19 protein-coding genes are annotated in these 18,852 nt (G+C 74.7%); 10 read left to right on the top strand and 9 right to left on the bottom strand.

All coding sequences use genetic code 11. The features are described from left to right. Positions 1–166: 166 nt before the first annotated feature. Positions 167–826 carry a hypothetical protein gene (locus ACQYWQ_RS25715; RefSeq protein WP_431037850.1) on the bottom strand — a complete coding sequence of 220 codons (660 nt, stop codon included), beginning with the start codon at positions 824–826 and terminating at the stop codon, positions 167–169. Between the two features lie 271 nt (positions 827–1,097). Between ACQYWQ_RS25715 and ACQYWQ_RS25720 the strand changes: the two genes are divergently transcribed. After that, positions 1,098–1,349 (top strand): hypothetical protein, encoded by a 252-nt coding sequence (locus tag ACQYWQ_RS25720; RefSeq protein WP_431037851.1) that lies wholly within the window; start codon positions 1,098–1,100, stop codon positions 1,347–1,349. After that, the gene (locus tag ACQYWQ_RS25725) at positions 1,346–1,747 is read left to right on the top strand and encodes a helix-turn-helix domain-containing protein (protein WP_431037853.1); all 402 of its coding nucleotides are present in this window, start codon (positions 1,346–1,348) and stop codon (positions 1,745–1,747) included. The genes ACQYWQ_RS25720 and ACQYWQ_RS25725 overlap by 4 nt, the downstream gene beginning before the upstream one ends. A gap of 25 nt (positions 1,748–1,772) precedes the next feature. Here ACQYWQ_RS25725 and ACQYWQ_RS25730 read toward each other — a convergent pair whose 3' ends face one another. Next, on the bottom strand, positions 1,773–1,997 hold the full coding sequence (locus ACQYWQ_RS25730) for a hypothetical protein (RefSeq protein WP_431037854.1): 225 nt from the start codon (positions 1,995–1,997) through the stop codon (positions 1,773–1,775). A 172-nt stretch (positions 1,998–2,169) separates the two neighbouring features. Beyond that, positions 2,170–3,066 (bottom strand): NAD(P)H-binding protein, encoded by an 897-nt coding sequence (locus tag ACQYWQ_RS25735; RefSeq protein WP_431037856.1) that lies wholly within the window; start codon positions 3,064–3,066, stop codon positions 2,170–2,172. A gap of 67 nt (positions 3,067–3,133) precedes the next feature. Between ACQYWQ_RS25735 and ACQYWQ_RS25740 the strand changes: the two genes are divergently transcribed. Then, positions 3,134–3,955 (top strand): LysR family transcriptional regulator, encoded by an 822-nt coding sequence (locus tag ACQYWQ_RS25740; RefSeq protein ID WP_431037858.1) that lies wholly within the window; start codon positions 3,134–3,136, stop codon positions 3,953–3,955. Positions 3,956–4,215: 260 nt separating this feature from the next. Beyond that, a complete protein-coding gene (locus tag ACQYWQ_RS25745; protein WP_431037860.1) occupies positions 4,216–5,520 on the top strand; it encodes a sugar porter family MFS transporter in 1,305 nt (434 codons plus the stop codon). Positions 5,521–5,564: 44 nt separating this feature from the next. Here ACQYWQ_RS25745 and ACQYWQ_RS25750 read toward each other — a convergent pair whose 3' ends face one another. Next, positions 5,565–5,807 (bottom strand): hypothetical protein, encoded by a 243-nt coding sequence (locus ACQYWQ_RS25750; RefSeq protein ID WP_431037862.1) that lies wholly within the window; start codon positions 5,805–5,807, stop codon positions 5,565–5,567. 257 nt (positions 5,808–6,064) lie between these two features. Between ACQYWQ_RS25750 and uraD the strand changes: the two genes are divergently transcribed. The 3 genes from uraD to ACQYWQ_RS25765 are packed head-to-tail and all read left to right on the top strand — an operon-like array spanning position 6,065 to position 9,353. Continuing rightward, positions 6,065–6,901: a 2-oxo-4-hydroxy-4-carboxy-5-ureidoimidazoline decarboxylase gene (gene uraD, locus ACQYWQ_RS25755; RefSeq protein ID WP_431037863.1), complete on the top strand. Its 837-nt coding sequence runs from the start codon at positions 6,065–6,067 to the stop codon at positions 6,899–6,901. Positions 6,902–6,906: 5 nt separating this feature from the next. Beyond that, on the top strand, positions 6,907–7,935 hold the full coding sequence (gene pucL, locus ACQYWQ_RS25760; protein WP_431037864.1) for a factor-independent urate hydroxylase: 1,029 nt from the start codon (positions 6,907–6,909) through the stop codon (positions 7,933–7,935). Between the two features lie 32 nt (positions 7,936–7,967). Next, positions 7,968–9,353, top strand: a complete 1,386-nt coding sequence (locus ACQYWQ_RS25765; RefSeq protein ID WP_431037865.1) for an 8-oxoguanine deaminase — start codon at positions 7,968–7,970, stop codon at positions 9,351–9,353. A 43-nt stretch (positions 9,354–9,396) separates the two neighbouring features. Here the strand turns inward: ACQYWQ_RS25765 and ACQYWQ_RS25770 are convergent, their stop codons facing one another. From ACQYWQ_RS25770 to ACQYWQ_RS25780, 3 genes are all read right to left on the bottom strand, one after another. Then, on the bottom strand, positions 9,397–11,640 hold the full coding sequence (locus ACQYWQ_RS25770) for an alpha-N-acetylglucosaminidase (protein WP_431037866.1): 2,244 nt from the start codon (positions 11,638–11,640) through the stop codon (positions 9,397–9,399). 319 nt (positions 11,641–11,959) lie between these two features. After that, positions 11,960–12,385 carry an acyl-CoA thioesterase gene (locus tag ACQYWQ_RS25775; RefSeq protein WP_431037867.1) on the bottom strand — a complete coding sequence of 142 codons (426 nt, stop codon included), beginning with the start codon at positions 12,383–12,385 and terminating at the stop codon, positions 11,960–11,962. A 606-nt stretch (positions 12,386–12,991) separates the two neighbouring features. Then, on the bottom strand, positions 12,992–13,825 hold the full coding sequence (locus ACQYWQ_RS25780) for a hypothetical protein (protein WP_431037869.1): 834 nt from the start codon (positions 13,823–13,825) through the stop codon (positions 12,992–12,994). 418 nt (positions 13,826–14,243) lie between these two features. On the opposite strand from ACQYWQ_RS25780, the gene ACQYWQ_RS25785 reads away from it, so the two are divergent. Both ACQYWQ_RS25785 and ACQYWQ_RS25790 read left to right on the top strand, forming a co-directional pair. Next, positions 14,244–14,579, top strand: coding sequence for an ArsR/SmtB family transcription factor (locus ACQYWQ_RS25785; protein WP_431037871.1), 336 nt, complete (start codon positions 14,244–14,246; stop codon positions 14,577–14,579). Between the two features lie 2 nt (positions 14,580–14,581). Further along, a complete protein-coding gene (locus ACQYWQ_RS25790) occupies positions 14,582–15,394 on the top strand; it encodes a cation transporter (protein WP_431037872.1) in 813 nt (270 codons plus the stop codon). Positions 15,395–15,445: 51 nt separating this feature from the next. On the opposite strand, the gene ACQYWQ_RS25795 is transcribed toward ACQYWQ_RS25790, so the two are convergent. Next, positions 15,446–15,997 carry an HAD domain-containing protein gene (locus ACQYWQ_RS25795; protein ID WP_431037874.1) on the bottom strand — a complete coding sequence of 184 codons (552 nt, stop codon included), beginning with the start codon at positions 15,995–15,997 and terminating at the stop codon, positions 15,446–15,448. 158 nt (positions 15,998–16,155) lie between these two features. Beyond that, complete coding sequence (locus ACQYWQ_RS25800) at positions 16,156–17,625, bottom strand: extracellular catalytic domain type 1 short-chain-length polyhydroxyalkanoate depolymerase (protein ID WP_431037876.1); 1,470 nt, start codon at positions 17,623–17,625, stop codon at positions 16,156–16,158. A gap of 282 nt (positions 17,626–17,907) precedes the next feature. On the opposite strand from ACQYWQ_RS25800, the gene ACQYWQ_RS25805 reads away from it, so the two are divergent. Next, a complete protein-coding gene (locus ACQYWQ_RS25805) occupies positions 17,908–18,714 on the top strand; it encodes a 3-hydroxybutyrate dehydrogenase (protein ID WP_431037878.1) in 807 nt (268 codons plus the stop codon). Positions 18,715–18,852 lie beyond the last annotated feature (138 nt).

Raw genomic sequence — 18,852 nt, forward strand, 5'->3', positions numbered from 1 at the left:
GCAGGACCGATCACCTCGGGCTCTTCCCGGGCGCCACCGCGGTGTTCACCACGGTGCCCACGCGGCCCCACCGCGCGGGCACCGCACCGGCCGCACCGCACCGCGCCGGCCGCACCGCACCGCGCAGACGCGTCCGGCCCGTGCAGACCCGTCCGGCCCGTGCCGCTTACGGCCGTCCCATGCGTTCCGCCGCCTCGTTGAGCGGCCGTACGAGACCGCTCGGCTCCAGGGCGAAGAGGGGCACTCCGAGCCGGATCGCACTCTCGGCCGCCTCCGGTTCGGGTCCGCCGCGGGTGAAGCCGACCGGGGCGGCGCCCGCGGCGAGCGCCGCGAGCCACAGGCACTCCACGTCCCGCACCGTCAGGCGTCGCCTGCTGGGTTCGACGTGGGCGAGCAGCCCGCGGGCGGCGAGCGCGACGCCCGCCGGTGCCGGTTGCGCGGCCCGGTGTATCTCGCCGTGGCCGAGCCGCCCGAGGTGCAGCGCGGCCGCTGTCACGGCGTCCCGGGTCGAGCGGATCGGCGCGAGCGCTTCGGGGTGCCGTGCGAGCGGGACGGAACCGGGCGCCCCGCCCTCGTCGACGGCGAGCCGGAGCAGCGCCCCGCACGGGCAGCCGTACTCGGGCCGGGGCCAGCGTGTCGTACGCGCGCAGGCCGCGCACCGTACCGCGAGCCATTCCTCGCCCCAGTCGCGGCGCTCCACCGGCTCGCCCATGCCGCCGTCCACGAGCGGCAGGATCACCGGGACCCCGCAGGCGCAGGGCAACTCGGGCGGGAGGTGGCTGCCGACACGGCGGCAGACCGGGCAGGTGACGGCGACGGAGGCCATGACGTGCTCCAGGACCTTGACGGACGGGCCGCGCGTACGGGAAGGACGCGTGCTCGCGAGCGTACGAGGGGCGCCCCGCGCGGACGGGACGTGCCCCCATCATCCTCCCGTTCCCCGTCGTCCTGCCGGGAGTTGGGGGAGAGGAGCGGGTACGTCGCGTCCCGGTCCCCGGCGTACGGCCCGTGCGGCGGGGACCCGCGGGACCGGCGTCGGTTAGGGTCGCTGCGGCGGCTCCGCGCGGGGCCGCGCGGCCACGGCGGGGAGGCGTCTCATGCGGTTGCGGGTCGAGTTCACCACCGAGCCCTTCGACCTCGAACAGGCGCCCCGGCACGCGCTCGTCGCCCGCGAGGTGCTGCGTGCGGCGCCGCTCGAAGGGATCGACGTGGGGCCCTTCGGCAATACGGCCGAGGGCAGCGCCGACGACGTCGTCGCGACGGTCGCCGAGCTGCTCCGTACGACCATCGAGGCGGGCGCCGACCGGGTCTCGCTCCAGGTCAGCGTGCTCGGGGAGGACGAGCGGTGAGCCGTCCCGAGCCCCAGCGGGACGCCGTGGCGCACCCGCTTCTCGAAGCCGTCCGCCCCCTCGTCGACGCGGTGGGCGGCGAGCTGCTCGACCCGGCTGTCGCGGCGCCCGGCGACGTCGTGCTGCGCTGGGAGGGCGAGGAGGTCCTCGCGGTGCGGCTGCCGGGGCTCGGGGACGACAGCCTGGACCGGCTCGTCGAAGGGCTCGAACGCGTCCACGGCCCCCTCGGCGCGCTCGACCGCCGCACGAAGCAGGACCTCGTGCGGCAGCTGGAGGCGCGCGGCGCGTTCACGGTGCGACACGGCGTCGAGACCGTCGCGGCGGCGCTCGGCGTCTCGCGCTTCACCGTCTACAACTACCTCCGGCACGTCAACGAGCAGCGCGCGAAGGAACGTTGAGGCGAGGGGAGCCCCTTGCCCGCCGTCACGCGGGGAGCCGCCGCGACGCGCACGAAGCCGTCCGCCGTCGCGTCCAGGACCCCGGGTCCGTGAGGACGCGGAGCAGGACGCGGAGCAGGACGAGGACGAGGCGGGCGCCGTGCACGAGGTCCGTCGCGCCGCCCATCCCGTTGACCGTCGCGCCGGGGCCGTCCGGTTCCCCGAACCCGGCGAGCGTGACGCGCCCCGCCGTCGCGGCGAGCGGAATCACGTTCCGTGCGGACTTCGACTTCGCGAAGGCGGCGTTGCCGTGCCGGTCGCCCTCCCGGCCCGTACGCGCGCGACGTCGCGGCGGACGGTGTGCTCCAGGACGTACGTCGTGCCGTGGAACGCCCGTATCTCCGTGTGCGGCGAGTGGCGGGGCGCGCGCGGGGTGCGCCCCCTCACCCGTGGACCGCCGGCTTCAGCACCTCCTCGCACCACGTGCGGAAACTCGTGGGGCTCGCCGTCTCGGGGGTCCGTTCCACGCCCGCGTCGAGCCCCGCCTCCTTCGCCCGCAGCATCGCGACGAAGCCCTCGACCGCGGCCGTGCTCGCCCCCGCCCCGCCGAGCGCCGCGCGGAAGTCCTCCAGCGGCTGCCGCGCGTAGCGCACAGGGCGGCCGAGCACCTCCGTCATGACGGCCGCCATCTCCCGCGCCGACAGGTCCTCGGGCCCCAGGACCGGTACCTCGCCCGCGCCCGTCCACGAGCGGTCGAGCAGCAACCGTGCCGCGGCCGCCGCGATGTCCCTCACCGCCACGAGCGGCGCGCTGTGGTCGGGCCGCACCACGTCCGTGTACACGCCCTGATCCGCGATCCGTGCCGCCTGTCGCAGCAGGTTGTCCATGAACGTCGGGTTCGCGAGCGCCCGGTAGGCGACGCCGGTGCCCGCGATGAGGTCGTCCATCGCGAGCGACGCCGTCACCTGCCCCGCGTGCTTCGCGTACGGTGTGCCGCGCCCGAGCGCGGACACGCCGACGACGTGCCCGACCCCCTGCCGCACGAACGCGCCCGCGGCCGCGAGCGAGAACCCCGCGTACGCCGCGTCGAGATCCGCCGTCCGCGCGTCCGAAGGGGCGAGCCAGAACACCGCGTCGGCGCCCGCGAACGCCTCGTCGACGACGTCCGGTTCGCTGTGCGAACCCGTGACGACCTCGACGCGTCCGCGCACTTCCGCGGGCAGCCGCGCGGGGTCGCGGACCACGACGCGCAGTTTCTCGCCGCGCGCGGGCGCCTCGCTGAGCAGGAGGGAGAGGAGGGAGCCGCCGATGCGGCCGGTCGGTGACGTGATGACGATCATGTGCCGAGTCTCGGCCGGGTCCGCGGGCCGGTCCAATGCTCTTCCTCACGATTGATACCTTGCGGGCATGGATGTGGACCTGCGCAAGCTCCGGTACTTCGCCGCCGTCGCCGAGCACCTGCACTTCGGGCGCGCCGCCGAGGAGCTGTACATCACCCAGCCGGTGCTGAGCCGTCAGGTCAAGGCGCTCGAAGCGGAGCTGGAGTGCACGCTCCTCGTCCGCACCACGCGCACCGTCGAGCTGACGGCGGCCGGGGCCCAGCTCCACGAGGAGGCCCGGCGCCTCCTCGCCGCGGCGGACGCCGCCGTACGACGGGTACGGGACGCCGACCGCGGCACCCGACGCCTCACCGTCGCCTTCTCGGCGGGCCTGCACGTCGCGGACGCGCTGCGGGCCTTCGCCGCCCGCCACCCCGAGGTCCCCACCGACGTCGTCCCCGCGCCCTGGTGGGAACCGGACGCGCCCCTGCGCGACGGCCGCGCCCAGGCCGCGTACCTGCGGCGCCCCTTCGACGACACCGGGCTGCGCACCGTGCCCATCGGCCATGAGCGCCGCGTCGCCTGCCTGCCCCTCACCCACCCCCTCGCCGCGCGCGAGCACCTCACCCCCGAGGACATCGACGGCCTCGTCGACGAGGGCCGGGCAGGGCCGCCGATCCGCCGTACCGCGTCGGCCGAGGAGAAGTTCGAACTCCTCGCCTCCGGCACCCGCGGCGTCGCCCTCGTCCCCGTCGGCGTCGCCCACGCCTACTACCGCCCCGACCTCGTCTACCTCGACGTCCCCGGCGCCCCCGGCGTCGAAACGGTCCTCGCCACGCGCGCCGAAGCGCGCGACCCGCTCCTGCGCGACTTCCTCGACGCGGCCCTCACGGTCCTGCGTCCGGCCTGACGCCTCACCCCTCGCTGACGCCGCGTGGGGTCACACCCCGCCCCGCCGCGGTACGCCGCCCCGTCCCCGTACGCCGCCCGCCGGTACGCCGCCCCCATCGGTACGCCACCCCCCACCCGTACACCGCCCCCACCGGTACGCGGACTCACCCCCGCACGCCGCCCGCCCCCGTTGCTCCGTCCGGCCCCCTCCACATTCGCGCCCCTGCTGCCGCCGCGAGACCCTGTGCCCTCCTGCCTCCCCGGAAGCAAGGGAATGTCATGGCCCGCCCCCGCACGCCCGCCGCCGTCCCCCGGGCCGCCCCCACCCCCGCCCGCCGGCTCCTCCACGGCACCATCGCCGCGCTCGCCTGCCTCCTCTACGGCTATTGCAGCGGCGTCGTCGCGGGCGCCCAGCTCTACGTCAGCCGCGACTTCTCGCTCGGCACCACCGCTCAGGGCGCCGTCGTCTCCGTCTTCCTCCTCGGTGCCGCCGCGGGAGCCCTCGGCGCGGGGCGCGTCAGCGACCGCTACGGCCGCCGGCCCGCCCTCCTCCTGAGCGGGCTCCTCTTCGGGGCCGGCCTCGCCCTCGCCGCCTTCGCCCCCGGACTGCCGCTCCTCCTCGTCGGCCGCGTCGTGCAGGGTCTCGCCGCGGGGATCGCCTCCGCCGTCGTGCCCGTCTACCTCTCCGAGATCTCCACCGACCGCGCCCGCGGCCGCATGGGCACGCTCAACCAGTTCATGGTGACGGTCGGCCTGCTCGTCTCGTACCTCGTCGCGCTCGCCTACGCGTCCGGCGGCGAGTGGCGCTGGATGTTCGGCGCCGGGCTCGCGGGTGTGGCGGTGTTCCTGCTCGCCCTGCCGCTCCTGCCCGAGTCCCCCGTATGGCGGGAACGGGGAAGCGGCGCGGCACGCGAGAGCCCCGGGCCGCGCGCCGCGCTGCGCGCCCTCACCGCGCGCGGCGTACGGCCCGCACTCCTCGTCGGCACCGGGCTCTGCCTGCTCCAGCAGCTCTGCGGCATCAACGCGGTCCTGTACTTCGCGCCCACGATCATCCGTTCCACCGGGCTCGGCGCGTCGAACGCGATCCTCTACTCGGTGTACATCGGCGCCCTCAACGTCGTCATGACGATGCTCGCCGTCGAACTCGTCGACCGCTGGGGCCGCCGGCCGCTCATGCTCCTCTCCGTCGGGCTCATGTTCGTCGCGCTCGTCCCGCTCGGGGTCAGCTTCATGTGGGACGTGCCCGCGCACAGCCTCGTCGCGCTCCTGTGCCTGCTCGCGTACGTGGCCGCCTTCGCGATCGGCCTCGGCCCGGTCGTGTGGCTCCTGCTCCCCGAGATCTTCCCGCCGGGGCAGCGGGCGCTCGGCGCCGCTGTGTGCACGATGGTCAACTGGCTCGCCAACTTCGTCGTCAACCAGTTCTTCCTGACGCTCGTCGGCGCCATCGGCCAGGGCGAGACCTTCTGGCTCTTCGCCGGGATCTGCCTCGTCGGCCTCGGCTTCGTGTGGCACAGGCTCCCCGAGACCAGGGGCCGCGACGACGTCACGATCGCGGGCGACCTGCGGACGGGCGCGGTCCGCTGACCTCGGCGACCGCCGGCCACCGCGCGCGGGGTCCGCTGTCGCGCTCAGGCGGCCGTCACGACCTCCGCGCGCAGCGCAGCCGACCACTCGGCGAGCAGCGCCTCGTACTCCCCGCGCCGCTCCTCCGCGAGCCGCCCGCCCGCGCACCACAGCGCACGGATCTCCGCGTTGACCACGGCCGCGGGGCGGGGTGGCAGCCCGGCGGCGCGAGCGGAGGGGGGCAGGTGCGGGCAGGCACCGCGGGGGTCGTGGCGGGGCGGAGTGACAGGACGAGGCGTCTGCGTCATGGGCCCCACCGTAGGGGGCTCCACTGACAACGGCGCTACGCCGGTGTGAACACCCGCGGCTCGTCCGCCCCCCCACGGGGCAGGGACCGTAGCCGCCCCTGAGGCAACCGTCCCCGTCGCCTCCTTTTACGCCCGTGTTACTTCGCCGTATCCGCTCGCCACCTCGTTTCAACAAAGTGTTGACGCACCGCGGGGGAACGTCTTAGCTGTCCGCAGCCGCACCGCAGCACGACCGCACCAGGACCCGGGAGGTCCCCGTGACGCTCAGCCGGTTCAACGCACTCCCCACATCCGAGGCCCGCTCCGTCCTGGGCGAGGTCTGCGCCGCCGAAGCGTGGGCGGCGGCGGTGCTCGCCGGACGGCCGTACGAGAACGCCGCGGCGCTCCACGCGGCGAGCGACGCGGCGACGGCCGCCCTGGACGGGCCCGGCCTCGACGCCGCCCTCGCCGGGCACCCGCCCATCGGCCGCCCGGGGGACGCCGCGTCCGCGCGCGAGCAGAGCGCCGTGGCCGGGGCCCCCGAGGCACTGCGCGCGCGGGTACGGGCGCTCACACTCGCCTACCAGGAGAAATTCGGGCACGTCTTCCTCATCCGCGCCACCGGACGCAGCGCGGCCGACATCCTCGCGGCCCTGGAGGAACGCCTCGGCGCCACGCCCGCGGCCGAGCGCGAGCGATCCCGTACCGAACTCGCCGCCATCAACCGCCTCCGCCTCGACCGCCTCTTCCCCGACGCCGCTTCGCCCGCGGCGCCCGACGTCCCGCCTGCCACCGTCTCCACGCACGTCCTCGACACGAGCGCGGGCCGCCCCGCACCCGGCGTACCCGTCGCGCTCGCCGCCCGCTCGGGGGAGAAGGCCCCCTGGACCGTCGTCGGCGCCTCCGCGACCGATACGGACGGGCGCTGCCGGGACCTGCCGGCCCCACCCCCGGACACCACCGAGGTCCGCCTGGAGTTCACGACGGCCGGCCACGTCCCCGCCGCCTCCTTCTTCCCCGAGGTCAGCCTCGTGTTCCGCGTGACCCCCGGCGAGCACCACCACGTACCCCTGCTGCTCAGCCCGTACGGCTACTCCGCATACCGAGGGAGCTAGGCACCATGCCGAAGACCGGCCCCGAAGCCACCACCGCCTCCGAAGCCGTGCCCGTCGCCGCCGCGGCCGCCTCCGCGCCTGCCGCCCCGGTCCCCGCCGTCTCCGTACTCGGGCAGAACCAGTACGGCAAGGCGGAGGTCCGGGTCGTCCGGGTCGTCCGCGAGGGCGCGGTCCACCACCTGAGGGACCTCAACGTCTCGATCGCCCTCTCGGGGGACCTGGAGGACGTGCACCTCACCGGTTCGAACGCCAACTGCCTGCCCACCGACACGATGAAGAACACTGTCTACGTCTTCGCGAAGGAACACGGCATCGCCTCGCCCGAGGAGTTCGCCACCCACCTCGCCCGCCACTTCGTCACGACGCAGCCGGGCATCCACCGGGCCCGCGTCCGCGTCGAGGAGTACGCCTGGGACCGCCTCACCGAGCCGTCCGGGGAACAACCCGGCGACGGCTCCGCCGAGAGCCCGGCCGAGAACCCCGCGCACTCCTTCGCGCGGCGCGGCGGCGAGACCCGCCTCGCCGAGATCACGTACGAGGACGGCCGCCGGCAGGTCATCTCGGGGCTCAAGGGCCTCACCGTCCTCAACACGACCGACTCCGAGTTCCACGGCTTCGCCAAGGACCCGTACACGACCCTCCAGGAGACCCGCGACCGCATCCTGGCCACCGAGGTCTCCGGGCGCTGGCGCCACACGTGGACCGAGGACACCGGGACGGCGCCCGACTGGGACACCTCCTACCGCGAGAGCCGCGCGCACCTCCTGGCCGCCTTCGCCGGCACGTACTCGCTCTCCCTCCAGCAGACGATGTACCGCATGGGCAGCAGGATCATCGAGCACCGCCCCGAGATCGCCGAGGTGCGCCTCTCGCTCCCCAACAAGCACCACTTCCTCGTCGACCTCACCCCCTTCGGCCTCGGCAACGACAACGAGGTCTACTACGCGGCCGACCGCCCCTACGGCCTCATCGAGGCGACGATCCTGCGCACCGGCCACGAGGCCCGTATACCTGTCGACCACAGCAACCTCTGAGCCGTACCGATCGCTCCCCAAGGACGCCGACCGTGACCCCAACTCCCATTCCGCAAGGGCGCGTCGTCATCGACAACGCCGCCCTCGCCACCGTCGACGCCGAGGGCACCGAGTACGCGTCGGGCCACCTCGTCGTGCACGGCGACCGCATCGAGTCCCTCGGCCCGGGCCCCGCCCCCGCCGACCTGCCCGACGTCCGCCGCCGCGTCGACGGCACCGGGCACCTCCTCACCCCCGGTCTCGTCAACACCCATCACCACTTCTACCAGTGGCTCACGCGCGGACTCGCCACGGACCACAAGCTCTTCGACTGGCTCGTCGCCCTCTACCCGACGTGGGCCCGCATCGACGAAGCGATGGTCCGGTCCGCCGCGCGCGGCTCGCTCGCGATGATGGCGCGCGGCGGTGTGACCTGTGCGATGGACCACCACTACATCTACCCGCGTGGCGCCGGTGACCTCTCCGGGGCCCTCGTCGGCGCCGCCCTGGACCTCGGCGTGCGCTTCACGCTCGCGCGGGGCTCGATGGACCGGGGCACATCGGACGGCGGCCTCCCGCCCGACTTCGCCGTCGAGGCACTCGACGACGCCCTCGCCGCCACCGAGGAGACCGTCGACCGCTTCCACGACACCTCCTTCGGCGCGATGACCCAAGTCGCCGTCGCGCCCTGCTCCCCGTTCTCCGTGTCCACGGAACTCATGCGCCAAGGCGCCGAACTGGCCCGCCGCAAGGGCGTACGACTGCACACGCACGGTTCCGAGACCCGCGAAGAGGCCGCATTCTGCCGAGAGTTGTTCGGCATGGGGCCCACCGACTACTTCGCGTCGACCGGCTGGCTCGGCGAGGACGTGTGGATGGCCCACTGCGTCCACATGGACGACGCGGACATCGCCGCCTTCGCCCGCACCGGCACCGGGGTCGCGCACTGCCCCTCCTCCAACGCCCGCCTCGCCGCCGGGATCGCCCGCGTCCCCGACCTCCTCGCCGCCGGGGTCCCCGTCGGCCTCGGCGTGGACGGCACGGCCTCGAACGAGTCCGGGGAACTCCACACCGAACTGCGCAACGCCGTCCTCGTCGCCCGCCTCGGCCCGCACCGCGAATCCGCCCTCACCGCACGGCAGTCGCTGCGACTCGCGACCGCCGGGGGCGCCCGCGTCCTCGGCCGTCAGGACGAGATCGGCTCCCTCGAACCCGGCAAGCTCGCCGACCTCGTGCTGTGGCGCACGGACACCCTCGCCCACTCCACGATCGCCGACCCCGTCGCCGCCCTCGTCCTCGGCGCCCCCGCCCCCGTCACCCTCTCGCTCGTCGGCGGCCGCCCCCTCGTCGAGGACGGCCGCCTCGTCCACACCGACGAGGACCTCGTGGCGCGAGAGGCCCGCGAAGAGGCCCGGCGCCTGGCGGCACTGACGGAGTGAACTCCCGTACGAGGCGGGGGATACGTGCCCGAGCGGGCCGGTCTCAGTCCGCGCGCGCCAGCGCCCGCGCCACCTCCTCCGCGACCTCGTGCACCTGCCCGCGAGGCCGCGTCGCGAGGGTCCCGGGGCTCCGCGTCCACCGGTCCTCCAGCGCGAACCAGTCGACCGCCGCCGGCTTCCGGCCCTCCTTGAGCGCGGCCGACAGCTCGTCGATGTACGTGCTCCAGCGCAGCCGGTACAGCCCGCCCACGAGCCCCGCCCACTCGCGATTCGCGTAGTCGCGCAGCCCCGCGTCCGCCCCCTGCCGCGTCCCCCATGTCGTGAGCAACGACAGTGCGTCGTACTGGAGTTGACCCTTCTCCTGCGCGCTACCTCCCCAGGCGCGCGCCTCCTCGATCCACCGCCCGAGCAGGTGGTCGCCGTCTGTCGCGACGAGCTGTTCGAGAAGGTCGATCAGCGCGATCCAGCGCCGCCCGAGCCGCGCGAACTCCCCCTGATCCTTGGCCGCGTAGGCGGCGGCCAGGCGCGGAAGCAGCGTCCGGCTCCGGTTGGCGAGCGCCTGTCGCGCCACGTCGAGCAGGTCCCTGCGGTACGTCGCGGAGTCGCGCAACTCGGCGCGTACGGCGAGGAGTTCGCCGAGCGCGGGTTCGAAGGACGCGGCCGGGTACCGCAAGGCATTGGGCGACCACTTGCCCGCCGAGACCGCGTCGAGCGCGGGCCGCGCCCCGAAGAGCCCGTCGGCGGGCTCCGACCAGCGGTCCTCGCGGCGCGTCCCGTACACCGTCTTCCGCAGGATGTCCCACGCCGCTTCGGCGTGCGCGTCACTGCCCCCGTACCGCACCCGCGCGTACTCGCGGAACCAGCTCGTCAGGTCGACAGGGCCTTGAGTCCAGGGGAGTTCGGAGAACAGTTCGAAGGCTGCCGGGTTGTTGTCGGCGGCCTCAGGCATGAGCGCGATCCCGGAGAGCCGGCTGCCGGGACGGTCCCGCCAGCGGGGGTAGAGGTCCACCCAGTCCCGCGTGTTGGCGCCGAGCGCGGTGTGCCCGCCGAAGTTCCAGATCGAGCCGAAGGCGTACGGTGTGCCCTGCCAGTCGCTCTCACGGTCGTTCACCTCGGGGAAGCGGTCGCTGAGCCCGTCCACGACGAGCATCGCGTCCCTGTCCGCCGCCGCGACGATCTCCTTCGGCGGGTTCTTCTGCCAGCCGAGGATGACCCACACCGCGTCGGGGCGCGCCGTGCGCAGCGCCCGCTGCACCGCGCGCGTCGCGTCCCCCACCGGCACGTCACCGGCACGGCCGCCCTCGTGCAGGAGGTCCATCTTGTAGAGCGTGCCGCGCCCGTACAACTCCTCCTGGATGTCGTAGAACGCGGCAGCGACCTCGGCGAAGAGGCCGCTGCGCGGGTCGAGCCAGTCGGGCCGCGCGAAGCCCATCCAGGTGCCCTGCGGCACGGTCCTCGCCCCCGGGTTGCGGTCGGCGAACCCGGTGGGGACCGTGCCGAAGTAGCCAGGGAGCACGGGCTTCATGCCGAGTTCGCGCAGCCGCCCGACGATGCGCGCGCCGAGCGCCGCGCGCTGCTCGATCAGCCGAGCCGTCACGGGCGCGGGGAACGAGGAGAGGTTCTGGAGCAGCCACCACGGCTGGTGCGCGGGCCCGGGAATCCACGCGCGCACCTCGTCGTCGCGGTACCCGTAGCGCTGGAAGAGCCGCTGGTAGACGGCCTCGGCGCCCGCGTACACGAGGACTTCGTTGAAGCCGTGCAGCGCGAGGAGGTCGATCTCGCGTTCCCAGTAGGCCCAGTCGTGGTACGGGCCGGTGTAGCCGTCGTTCGTGTCGTTGAGCACGAAGCGGTGCGGCGTGTCGGCGCGCCCTTCGAGCCGCCCGCCCTGCGGCGCGGGCACCTGGGCGGGCAGCCCGGTGCGGCTCCCCGCCCAGGTGAACTGGGCGAGCCCGGCCTGCTTGAGGTACTGCCGCAGTCCGGTGAGCTGCGTCGCGGGAGTGGTCCCCGCGATCGTGACGCGTCCTGCCCGGCCGCTGACGACGTACCGGTCACGGCCCTCCGCGTCCGGGGTGAGGGGGGTGAAGGCGAATTGACCGGCGTGGGAGCCGAGGAGGCGCCGGGCGGCGGCCGCCGCCGGGTCGCCGGGCGCGGCGGCGAGCGGCGCGGAGGGGGCGGATGGCGCGGGGGGCGGGCCCTCCTGGGCCACCGCCGTGCCGCTCGCGACGCCGACGGCGATTCCGGGTGCGCCCGCGAGCAGCCCCAGGAAGGTACGGCGGTCCCATGACATACGGCGACTCCTCGGCTCGACTGCGTTGTCCCTCGCGAGGGGTACCCCGTTCGCCCGGCGGCCTCCCACCCGTACGCGCCTTGTCGGCCGGATGGGGCACACGATCGCCCGGTGGCGGTGGCGGTGGCGGTGGCGGTGGCGGTGGCGGTGGCGGTGGCGGTGGCGGCGGTAGCGGTGGTGGCGGCGGGGGTGGCCGTGGCCGTGGCGGCTTCGGGGGGTGAGGTGGCTGCGGTCGCTTCGGCTGAGGTTGCGGCCGGGGTCGGGGCCGGGGCCGGGCCGAGCCCGGTGCGGTGGCCGGGGGCTGAGACCTGCGGTCCCGTCAGAAGCCGAGCGCGGCGGGGTCGGTGGCGAGCGCGCGGACCCGCTCGCGCGGGTCGGCGACGAGCCGCCGTTCCCGCAGATCGAGGATGCCGCCCACCCCGGTGACTTCGGCGGAGACCACACCGTCGGATCGTGTGATCGTCTGCTCGACGCGGAACGTCTTTCCGCCGCTCCACAGGAGCGCGCACCCGATCGTCACCTCGTCACCGGCCCGCAGCTCCCGCAGGTACCGGATCGTCGTCTCCAGCACCACGGGCCCGATCCCCGCCTTCGCGAGGTCCCGCTGCGTGATCCCCGCCGCATGGAACAACTCCCACCGCGCGTGCTCCGCGTACTGGAGGTACACGCTCTGATTGAGGTGCCCCTGCACGTCGGTCTCGTAGCCGCGCACCCGTACGGAGACGCTGAACTGCTGCTCGGACATTGCCACTCCCGACCTCGGGTACCGGTTTCACCGCCGCTCATTCTCGTACGGGAACACCTGCGGCCCGCACCCGGACGTGCCGAAGCCTGCGGGGCAGGGGCGCCCGGGGTGGGTGGGCACGCACTCATCCGGAGGGCTTTCACACATCGTCACCACCCTTTCGAGTGGCGGGTTTGGCGAGTATGGCGAAGTTATCCACAGATTTCGGGTGGGGGCGGGGGGTGGGGTGGGGGGTGCGAAAGACTGGTGTTGGGGTCGCCCCCCGGGCGGGAGGGGGCTGTCCACTGGCGCGATGTTGGGGGGCGCGCCCTGCCTGCGGGAGGGGCTCGCCTGCCCGGGGAGGGCCCGCCCGCCCGCAGGAGGGAGCTGCCCGCCTGCGGAACGGCCCGCCCGCCTGCGGAATGGCCCGCCCGCCCGCGGAATGGCCCGCCCGCGGAACGGCCCGCCCGCCCGCGGAAGGACCCGCGCACCCGGGGGAAGGACCCACCCACCGAAGCGGGCCACCACCCACCGAAGCGGGCCGCCCACCCACCGAAAGGACCCACCCCCATCGAAGCGGGCCGCCCACCCACCGAAGGGACCCGCCCACCCACCGAAGCCCCCGGACTACCTCCGCGGTGGCGAGGCGATCACCACCCGCCCCCCACGCCGGTCGCCGTGCTCACTCACCTGCCATCCCGCCGCCTCCAGTACCCCCGCGCAACGCGCCAGCTCCCCACCGGCCTCGGCGCTTCCCACCGTCCCGACCACCCCAACAGGCCCCGCGCAAGCGGTCCCGCCCGTCCCGTCCCGCGTGTCCGGGTTTCCGCCCGCCCGGCCCCCCGCCCCCGCGGCTCTCTCCTTCCCGTCCCCGATCCCCGCCGCCCCGCGTCGCGCCCCCGCCGCCCCGCGTCGCGCCCCCGACGCCTCTTCCGCCCCCTTCACTCGCACCTCCACCGCCTCCGGCTGTGGCGATTCCCGGACCACGTAGCCGCCCCGCCCCGCCAGCGCGGGGACCCGGCCCGCCGCCTCCAGGGCGAGCGCGGCGGCCCGTACGCGGTGCGCGCGCTCCCAGGCGCAGGGGCGGCCTGTGTCGCCGTCCGCCCTCGTCATCCGGCGCAGTTCCAGGAGCCCCTGCCAGGCCCCGCGAACCTCGCGGGCGCGGGCGGCGGGGTCGGCAGGCGGCTCGCTCTCCTCGCCGGTACGTGCCGCGAAGACGCCGTCCTCCGCCGGGCGCGGCGCGGTCGTGGGCCCGGCGGGCTCCGGCGGCGACGGGGGTGCGTTACGGGCGCGCTGGCCTGCGGGGGTCAGGAAGCAGTCGTGCGGCGGGCGCGGGTGACGGAAGGCGAGCCCGAGCTTCACGAGCCGGTCCAGCACCGCCGCCGACCCCCGCAAGCGCCCCGTCACCGGTTCCGCCGCCCCGATCACGCGCCGCTGCGCCGCCGTCAGCTCCCGCGCCATCCCGCCACCCCTCTTCCCATGCCGCCGTCACCGCTCGCGCCGTCGATAGTGCCGCACCCGACCGACAACGGCCCGACCGGCCGTACGGGCTGTCCCCGGACCGCGCGGACCGTGCACGTGGCGCCTGTCCGGTACGCGCTGCCCCCGCCGTCACCTGACGCCGCCACCTGATGCCCTTTCCCGATGCCCCCACGCGCCAGCCGACGCCGCCACCCGACGCCGCCACCCGACGCCCCCCAACGCGCCACCCGACGCCCCCAGCCTCCGCCCGCCCCTCGCCCCAGCTGCCCCACCTCTCCCGCTCTCCCGCTCTCCCGTGAGACGTAGCCCGTCCGCTGCCGCGACGTCCGCCTCGTGGCGTCAGACCGTCACACGATCCACGCTTTCCTGAATTCAGGATTGTGTGTACTGTCATGGCGTGCTGACTGTTGCCTCCGACATCGAGGTGCTGGCCCGGTTCGGTCGTGCGCTCGCCGACCCGATCCGCTGCCGCATCCTGCTCGCCCTGCGCGATGCCCCCGCCTACCCTGCCGACCTTGCCGAGGCGCTCGGCGTCTCCCGGACCCGTCTGTCGAACCACCTCGCGTGCCTGCGGGACTGTGGTCTCGTCGTCACCGTCCCGGAGGGGCGCCGCACCCGCTACGAACTCGCCGACGAACGCCTCGGCCGCGCCCTGGACGACCTGCGCGGCGCCGTGGTGGCCGTCGAGACCGACCGTACGTGTGCCGACACCGCGACCAAGGGGTGCTGCTGACCATGACCGCCGGGATATCCCTCTCCCTCGGGCCCTCCCCGGCCCGTCGCGAAGCGCTCGCCAGGCGGATACGCCTGCTCGTCGCCGCGACCATCGCCTACAACGTCGTCGAGGCGGTCGTCGCCATTGCCGCCGGTACGCGCGCTTCCTCCACCGCGCTGATCGGCTTCGGCCTCGACTCGGTCATCGAGGTCTCCTCCGCCGCGGCGGTCGCCTGGCAGTTCTCCGCCCGCGACCACGCCGTCCGGGAGGCGCGCGAGCAGCGCGCCCTGCGGATCATCGCGCTGTCGTTCTTCGCGCTCGCCGCGTACGTCACCGCCGACGCCGTCCGCGCGCTGAGCGGCGCCGCGGAGGCGGAGCGGTCGGTGCCCGGCATCGTCATCGCCGCCCTGTCGCTCGCGGTCATGCCGTTCCTGTCCGCCGCCCAGCGCCAGGCAGGGCGCGAACTCGGCTCGGCCAGCGCCGTCGCCGACTCCAGGCAGACTCTCCTGTGCACCTGTCTGTCCGGCGTGCTGCTGCTCGGACTGGTCCTCAACGCCACCCTGGGCTGGTCCTGGGCCGACCCCGCCGTCGCCCTCGTCATCGCCGCCGTCGCGGTCAAGGAGGGGCGCGAAGCCTGGCAGGGCAAGGGTTGTTGCGCGGCGCCCGCCTCCACTGCCGTACCGTCGGCCAACGTCGCGTCCACTGCCGTACCGTTCGCCTACGCCGCCTCCACTGCCGTACCGTCGGCCGACGCCGCCTCCGCTGCCGTGCCGTTCGCCGACGCCGCGTCCGACGGCTGCGGCTGCCGCCCCGGATGCGACTGCCCCGGCTGACGCCATCGAGGACGCCCGCGGCGACGAGCCCCCGGCTTCCCCCTGCCCTCGTCAGCCCACCGTCCCCGCCCACTCCCTCAGCCGCTCCCAGTGCGCCTCGCGCAGCCCGGTGCGGGGGTCGACACGCAGCAGGAGCGCGTGCGGACCGTGCGCCTCGGCCACGTACCGCACGTCGAGGTCCGTGACCATGTCGTCGATCCACGCGAACGGCCGCCCCGCCGCCCACGCGACGACGTACCGCGTCTTCCAGTACAGCCCTTCCGGATCGCTCTCGAAGAGCCGGGGCCAGTCGATGACGGGCAGCGGCTGCGTGAGACCGAGGACGGGGGCGATCAACTCGTTCGCCTCGTGCGCCCACGTCGTCGCCCACACCGGTGTGTACGGGAGCGCGAGCAGCCGCGGCCCGTCGGCCGCGCGCAACCGCACCCGCAGCCCCCGTCGCAGCGCCCGCGAGCCCTCCGGGTACCGCGCCGACCACACCGAGGGCCACATCCGGTGATTCGTGTACCCGTGCCGCCGCGCCCACCGCGCCCGGTACGGGTTCAGCGGCCCGTCCACATCGATCAGCAGCAACGGCCGCGCGTCCCCCTGGCTCTCGCTCATGCGGAGGACATACCCGCCCGGCGCCCGGCCCAGTGCGGCGCGCGCGGCTCGGTCGTGTCGGAGGGCGGCCCACCGGAGCCGTTCCCCCCGGCGCAGGAGGCCGGGCGGCCGGGGCGCCGGAGACGCGTGGGTCCCGGCGCCCCGCTCGACGTGCCGCGTCAGCAGCCCCCGTCCGCCAGCTCCCACGCGTCCGGGCCCGTCCGGCGCAGCGTGTGCGTGACGAAGACGTTGTACAGGCCCATGTTCTGGTCGCTGCCGTTCGTGTAGGCGTAGCCACCGCTCACGTGGGCGCGGCCCGCCGCCACGTGGGCGTAGTTGTTCGCCGTGACACACGTGGCCGGGGTGCCGCCGCCCGTCGTGCTCGCGGTCACGGGGGCCGAACGCGCGCCCTCCGCACCGGCGTTGTCGACAGCGGCGACCGACCAGGTGTACGAAGTCCCCGCCGCCAGGGCCGTGTCCGTGAAGCTCGTCCCGCTCGGCGTGCCCACCCGCGTACCGTCCCTGTAGACGCGGTACGAGGCGGCGCCCGCGACGGCGGACCAGCTCAGCGGGACCGAAGTCTCCGTCGGCGTACCGGCCTTCAGGTCCGCAGGGGCGGGCAGCCCCTCGCCCTCGCCGGGGTCGGTGCCCCCGCCGCCGGAGCCGTCCAGGCCCCAGAACCGTGCCGTGTGGTAGCTGGAGCAGATCGTGTCGAGGAAGTACGCGGCGCTCCTGCCGCACTGCTCCTCGCCCGTTCCGGGGTCCACCGCGAGGCCGTGCCCCATGCCCGCGATCTCGTACAGCTGCACGGCCGGCTCGCCGTTCGCGTCGTCGTAGCTGGTCAGCGTGGTGCTGCCGGGGAGCGTGGTGGTCGACGACGGGGTCTGCGACAGGCCCCACACGTGCGTCCACTGGTCCCGCAGTTCCGTCGCGTTGACCGGCCGCACCGTGTAGTCCGATGTGCCCTGCCAGATCGCGACACGTGGCCACGGGCCCGCGTAACCCGGGTACTGCGCGCGCACCTTGTCGCCCCACTGCGCGGGCGTCAGGTTCAGGCTCCCGTACTGGCAACTCGACGCGTCCACCTGGCTCGTGGCGCACTGCGCGGGGAGCCCCGAGTCGACCGCGCCGCCCGCGAAGACGTCCGGGTAGGCGGCGAGCAGGTTCGCCGTCATGCCGCCGCCCGCCGACAGGCCCGTCACGTACACGCGTGAGGCGTCGGAGCCGTACAACTGCTCCGCCTTGTCGACCATCTGCACGATCGAGGCGACCTCGCCCTTGCCGCGCGTGGTGTCGGCGGGGTCGAACCACGTGAAGCAGGACAGCAGGTTGTTCGCCGCACTCGTCTGCGGGAAGACGACGGCGAAGTGGTAGCGGTCCGCCATCGTCGTCCAGCCCGAGTTGGCGTAGTAGTCGTTCGCCGACTGCCCGCAGCCGTGCAGTGCGACGACGACGGGTGCCTGTCGCGGCAGCCCGTCGGGGACGTAGGCGTACATCGCGAGGTTGCCGGGGTTCGCCCCGAAACCGGTGACCTGCGTGAGGCCGCTCGCGGCCGAGGCCGAGGGGGTGAGCGCGAAGGTCGTCGCGGTCGCGGCGAGCAGCGCGGAGAGGAGGAGACGGCCGAGCCGTCCGAGCAGGGGTGGGCGCACGGTGGGGTACCTCCGAGGCGTGCGGGTGCGGGTGCGGGGCCGGTGGCTCCGCCCTTCGCTGCGCGAGGCTAGGACCGCGCGCGGCACCCCTCTATGGCGGGCCGGGCCACACCCGCCGCCCGAAGGTGTGGGCCCGCCCCCTTGCCCCGTACGGTTCGCGACGCCCCCCGACCCAGCCCGCCCCCCCGCACCCCCGCATGGATCACTCCACCACCCCGTCCCCGGGGATTGTGTGGACCGCCCACATGTCCGCCCCTTCGCGCGCTTCCTACGGTGACGGCCATGAAGACCACTCCGGGCCCCGTCGCGGGCCCCCGTGCGGGCGCGGACCCGCGGCCGCAGAGCGCTCGCGTCGACGGCAGGACCGCGCTCGTCACGGGCGCGGCGAGCGGGATCGGGCGGGCCTGCGCGCTGGCCCTCGCGCAGGCCGGGGCCCGGGTACTCGTCGTGGACGTCGTCGCGGAAGGGGCCGAGCGGGTCGCGGCCGAGACCGGGGGCACCGCGATCGTCGCCGACCTCTCCGACCCCGGGCAGGTGGACGCGCTCCCCGACCACGCCGACATCGTCGTCAACAACGCGGGACTCCAGCACGTCGCCCCCGTCCACGAGTTCCCCGCCGAGCGCTTCGCCCTGCTCCAGCGCGTCATGCTGGAGGCCCCCTTCCGTATCCTGCGCCGCACGCTGCCGGGGATGTACGCGCGGGGCTGGGGCCGGGTCGTCAACATCTCCTCCGTGCACGGGCTGCGCGCGAGCCTCTACAAGTCCGCGTACGTCGCCGCGAAGCACGGCCTGGAGGGGCTGAGCAAGGTCGTCGCTCTGGAGGGCGCCCCGCACGGTGTCACGAGCAACTGCGTCTGCCCCGGCTACGTCCGCACCCCCCTCGTCGAGGGCCAGCTCGCCGAACAGGCCCGGCGGCACGGCGTCCCCGAGGACGAGGTGCTCGACAAGGTCCTCCTCGAACACAGCGCGATCAAGCGGCTCGTCGAGCCCGAGGAGGTCGCCGCGGCGGTGCTGTGGCTGTGCGGCCCGCACGCGGCCTCCGTCACGGGCACATCGCTGCCGATGGACGGGGGCTGGACGGCGACGTGAGGCCGGAGCGGGGCGGCGGTCACGGACTCGTAAAGATCCCTGCTCAGTGGGGTGACCGCCGCGCCGGACGCTGGCAGGGTGAGCCCCCGGCACCGCCCGGGTGAGCCCGCGGCGGCGCGCCGGGGGCGCAGCGAGAAC

It is taken from the genome of Streptomyces sp. P6-2-1 (assembly GCF_050613165.1).
GTDB lineage: Bacteria > Actinomycetota > Actinomycetes > Streptomycetales > Streptomycetaceae > Streptomyces.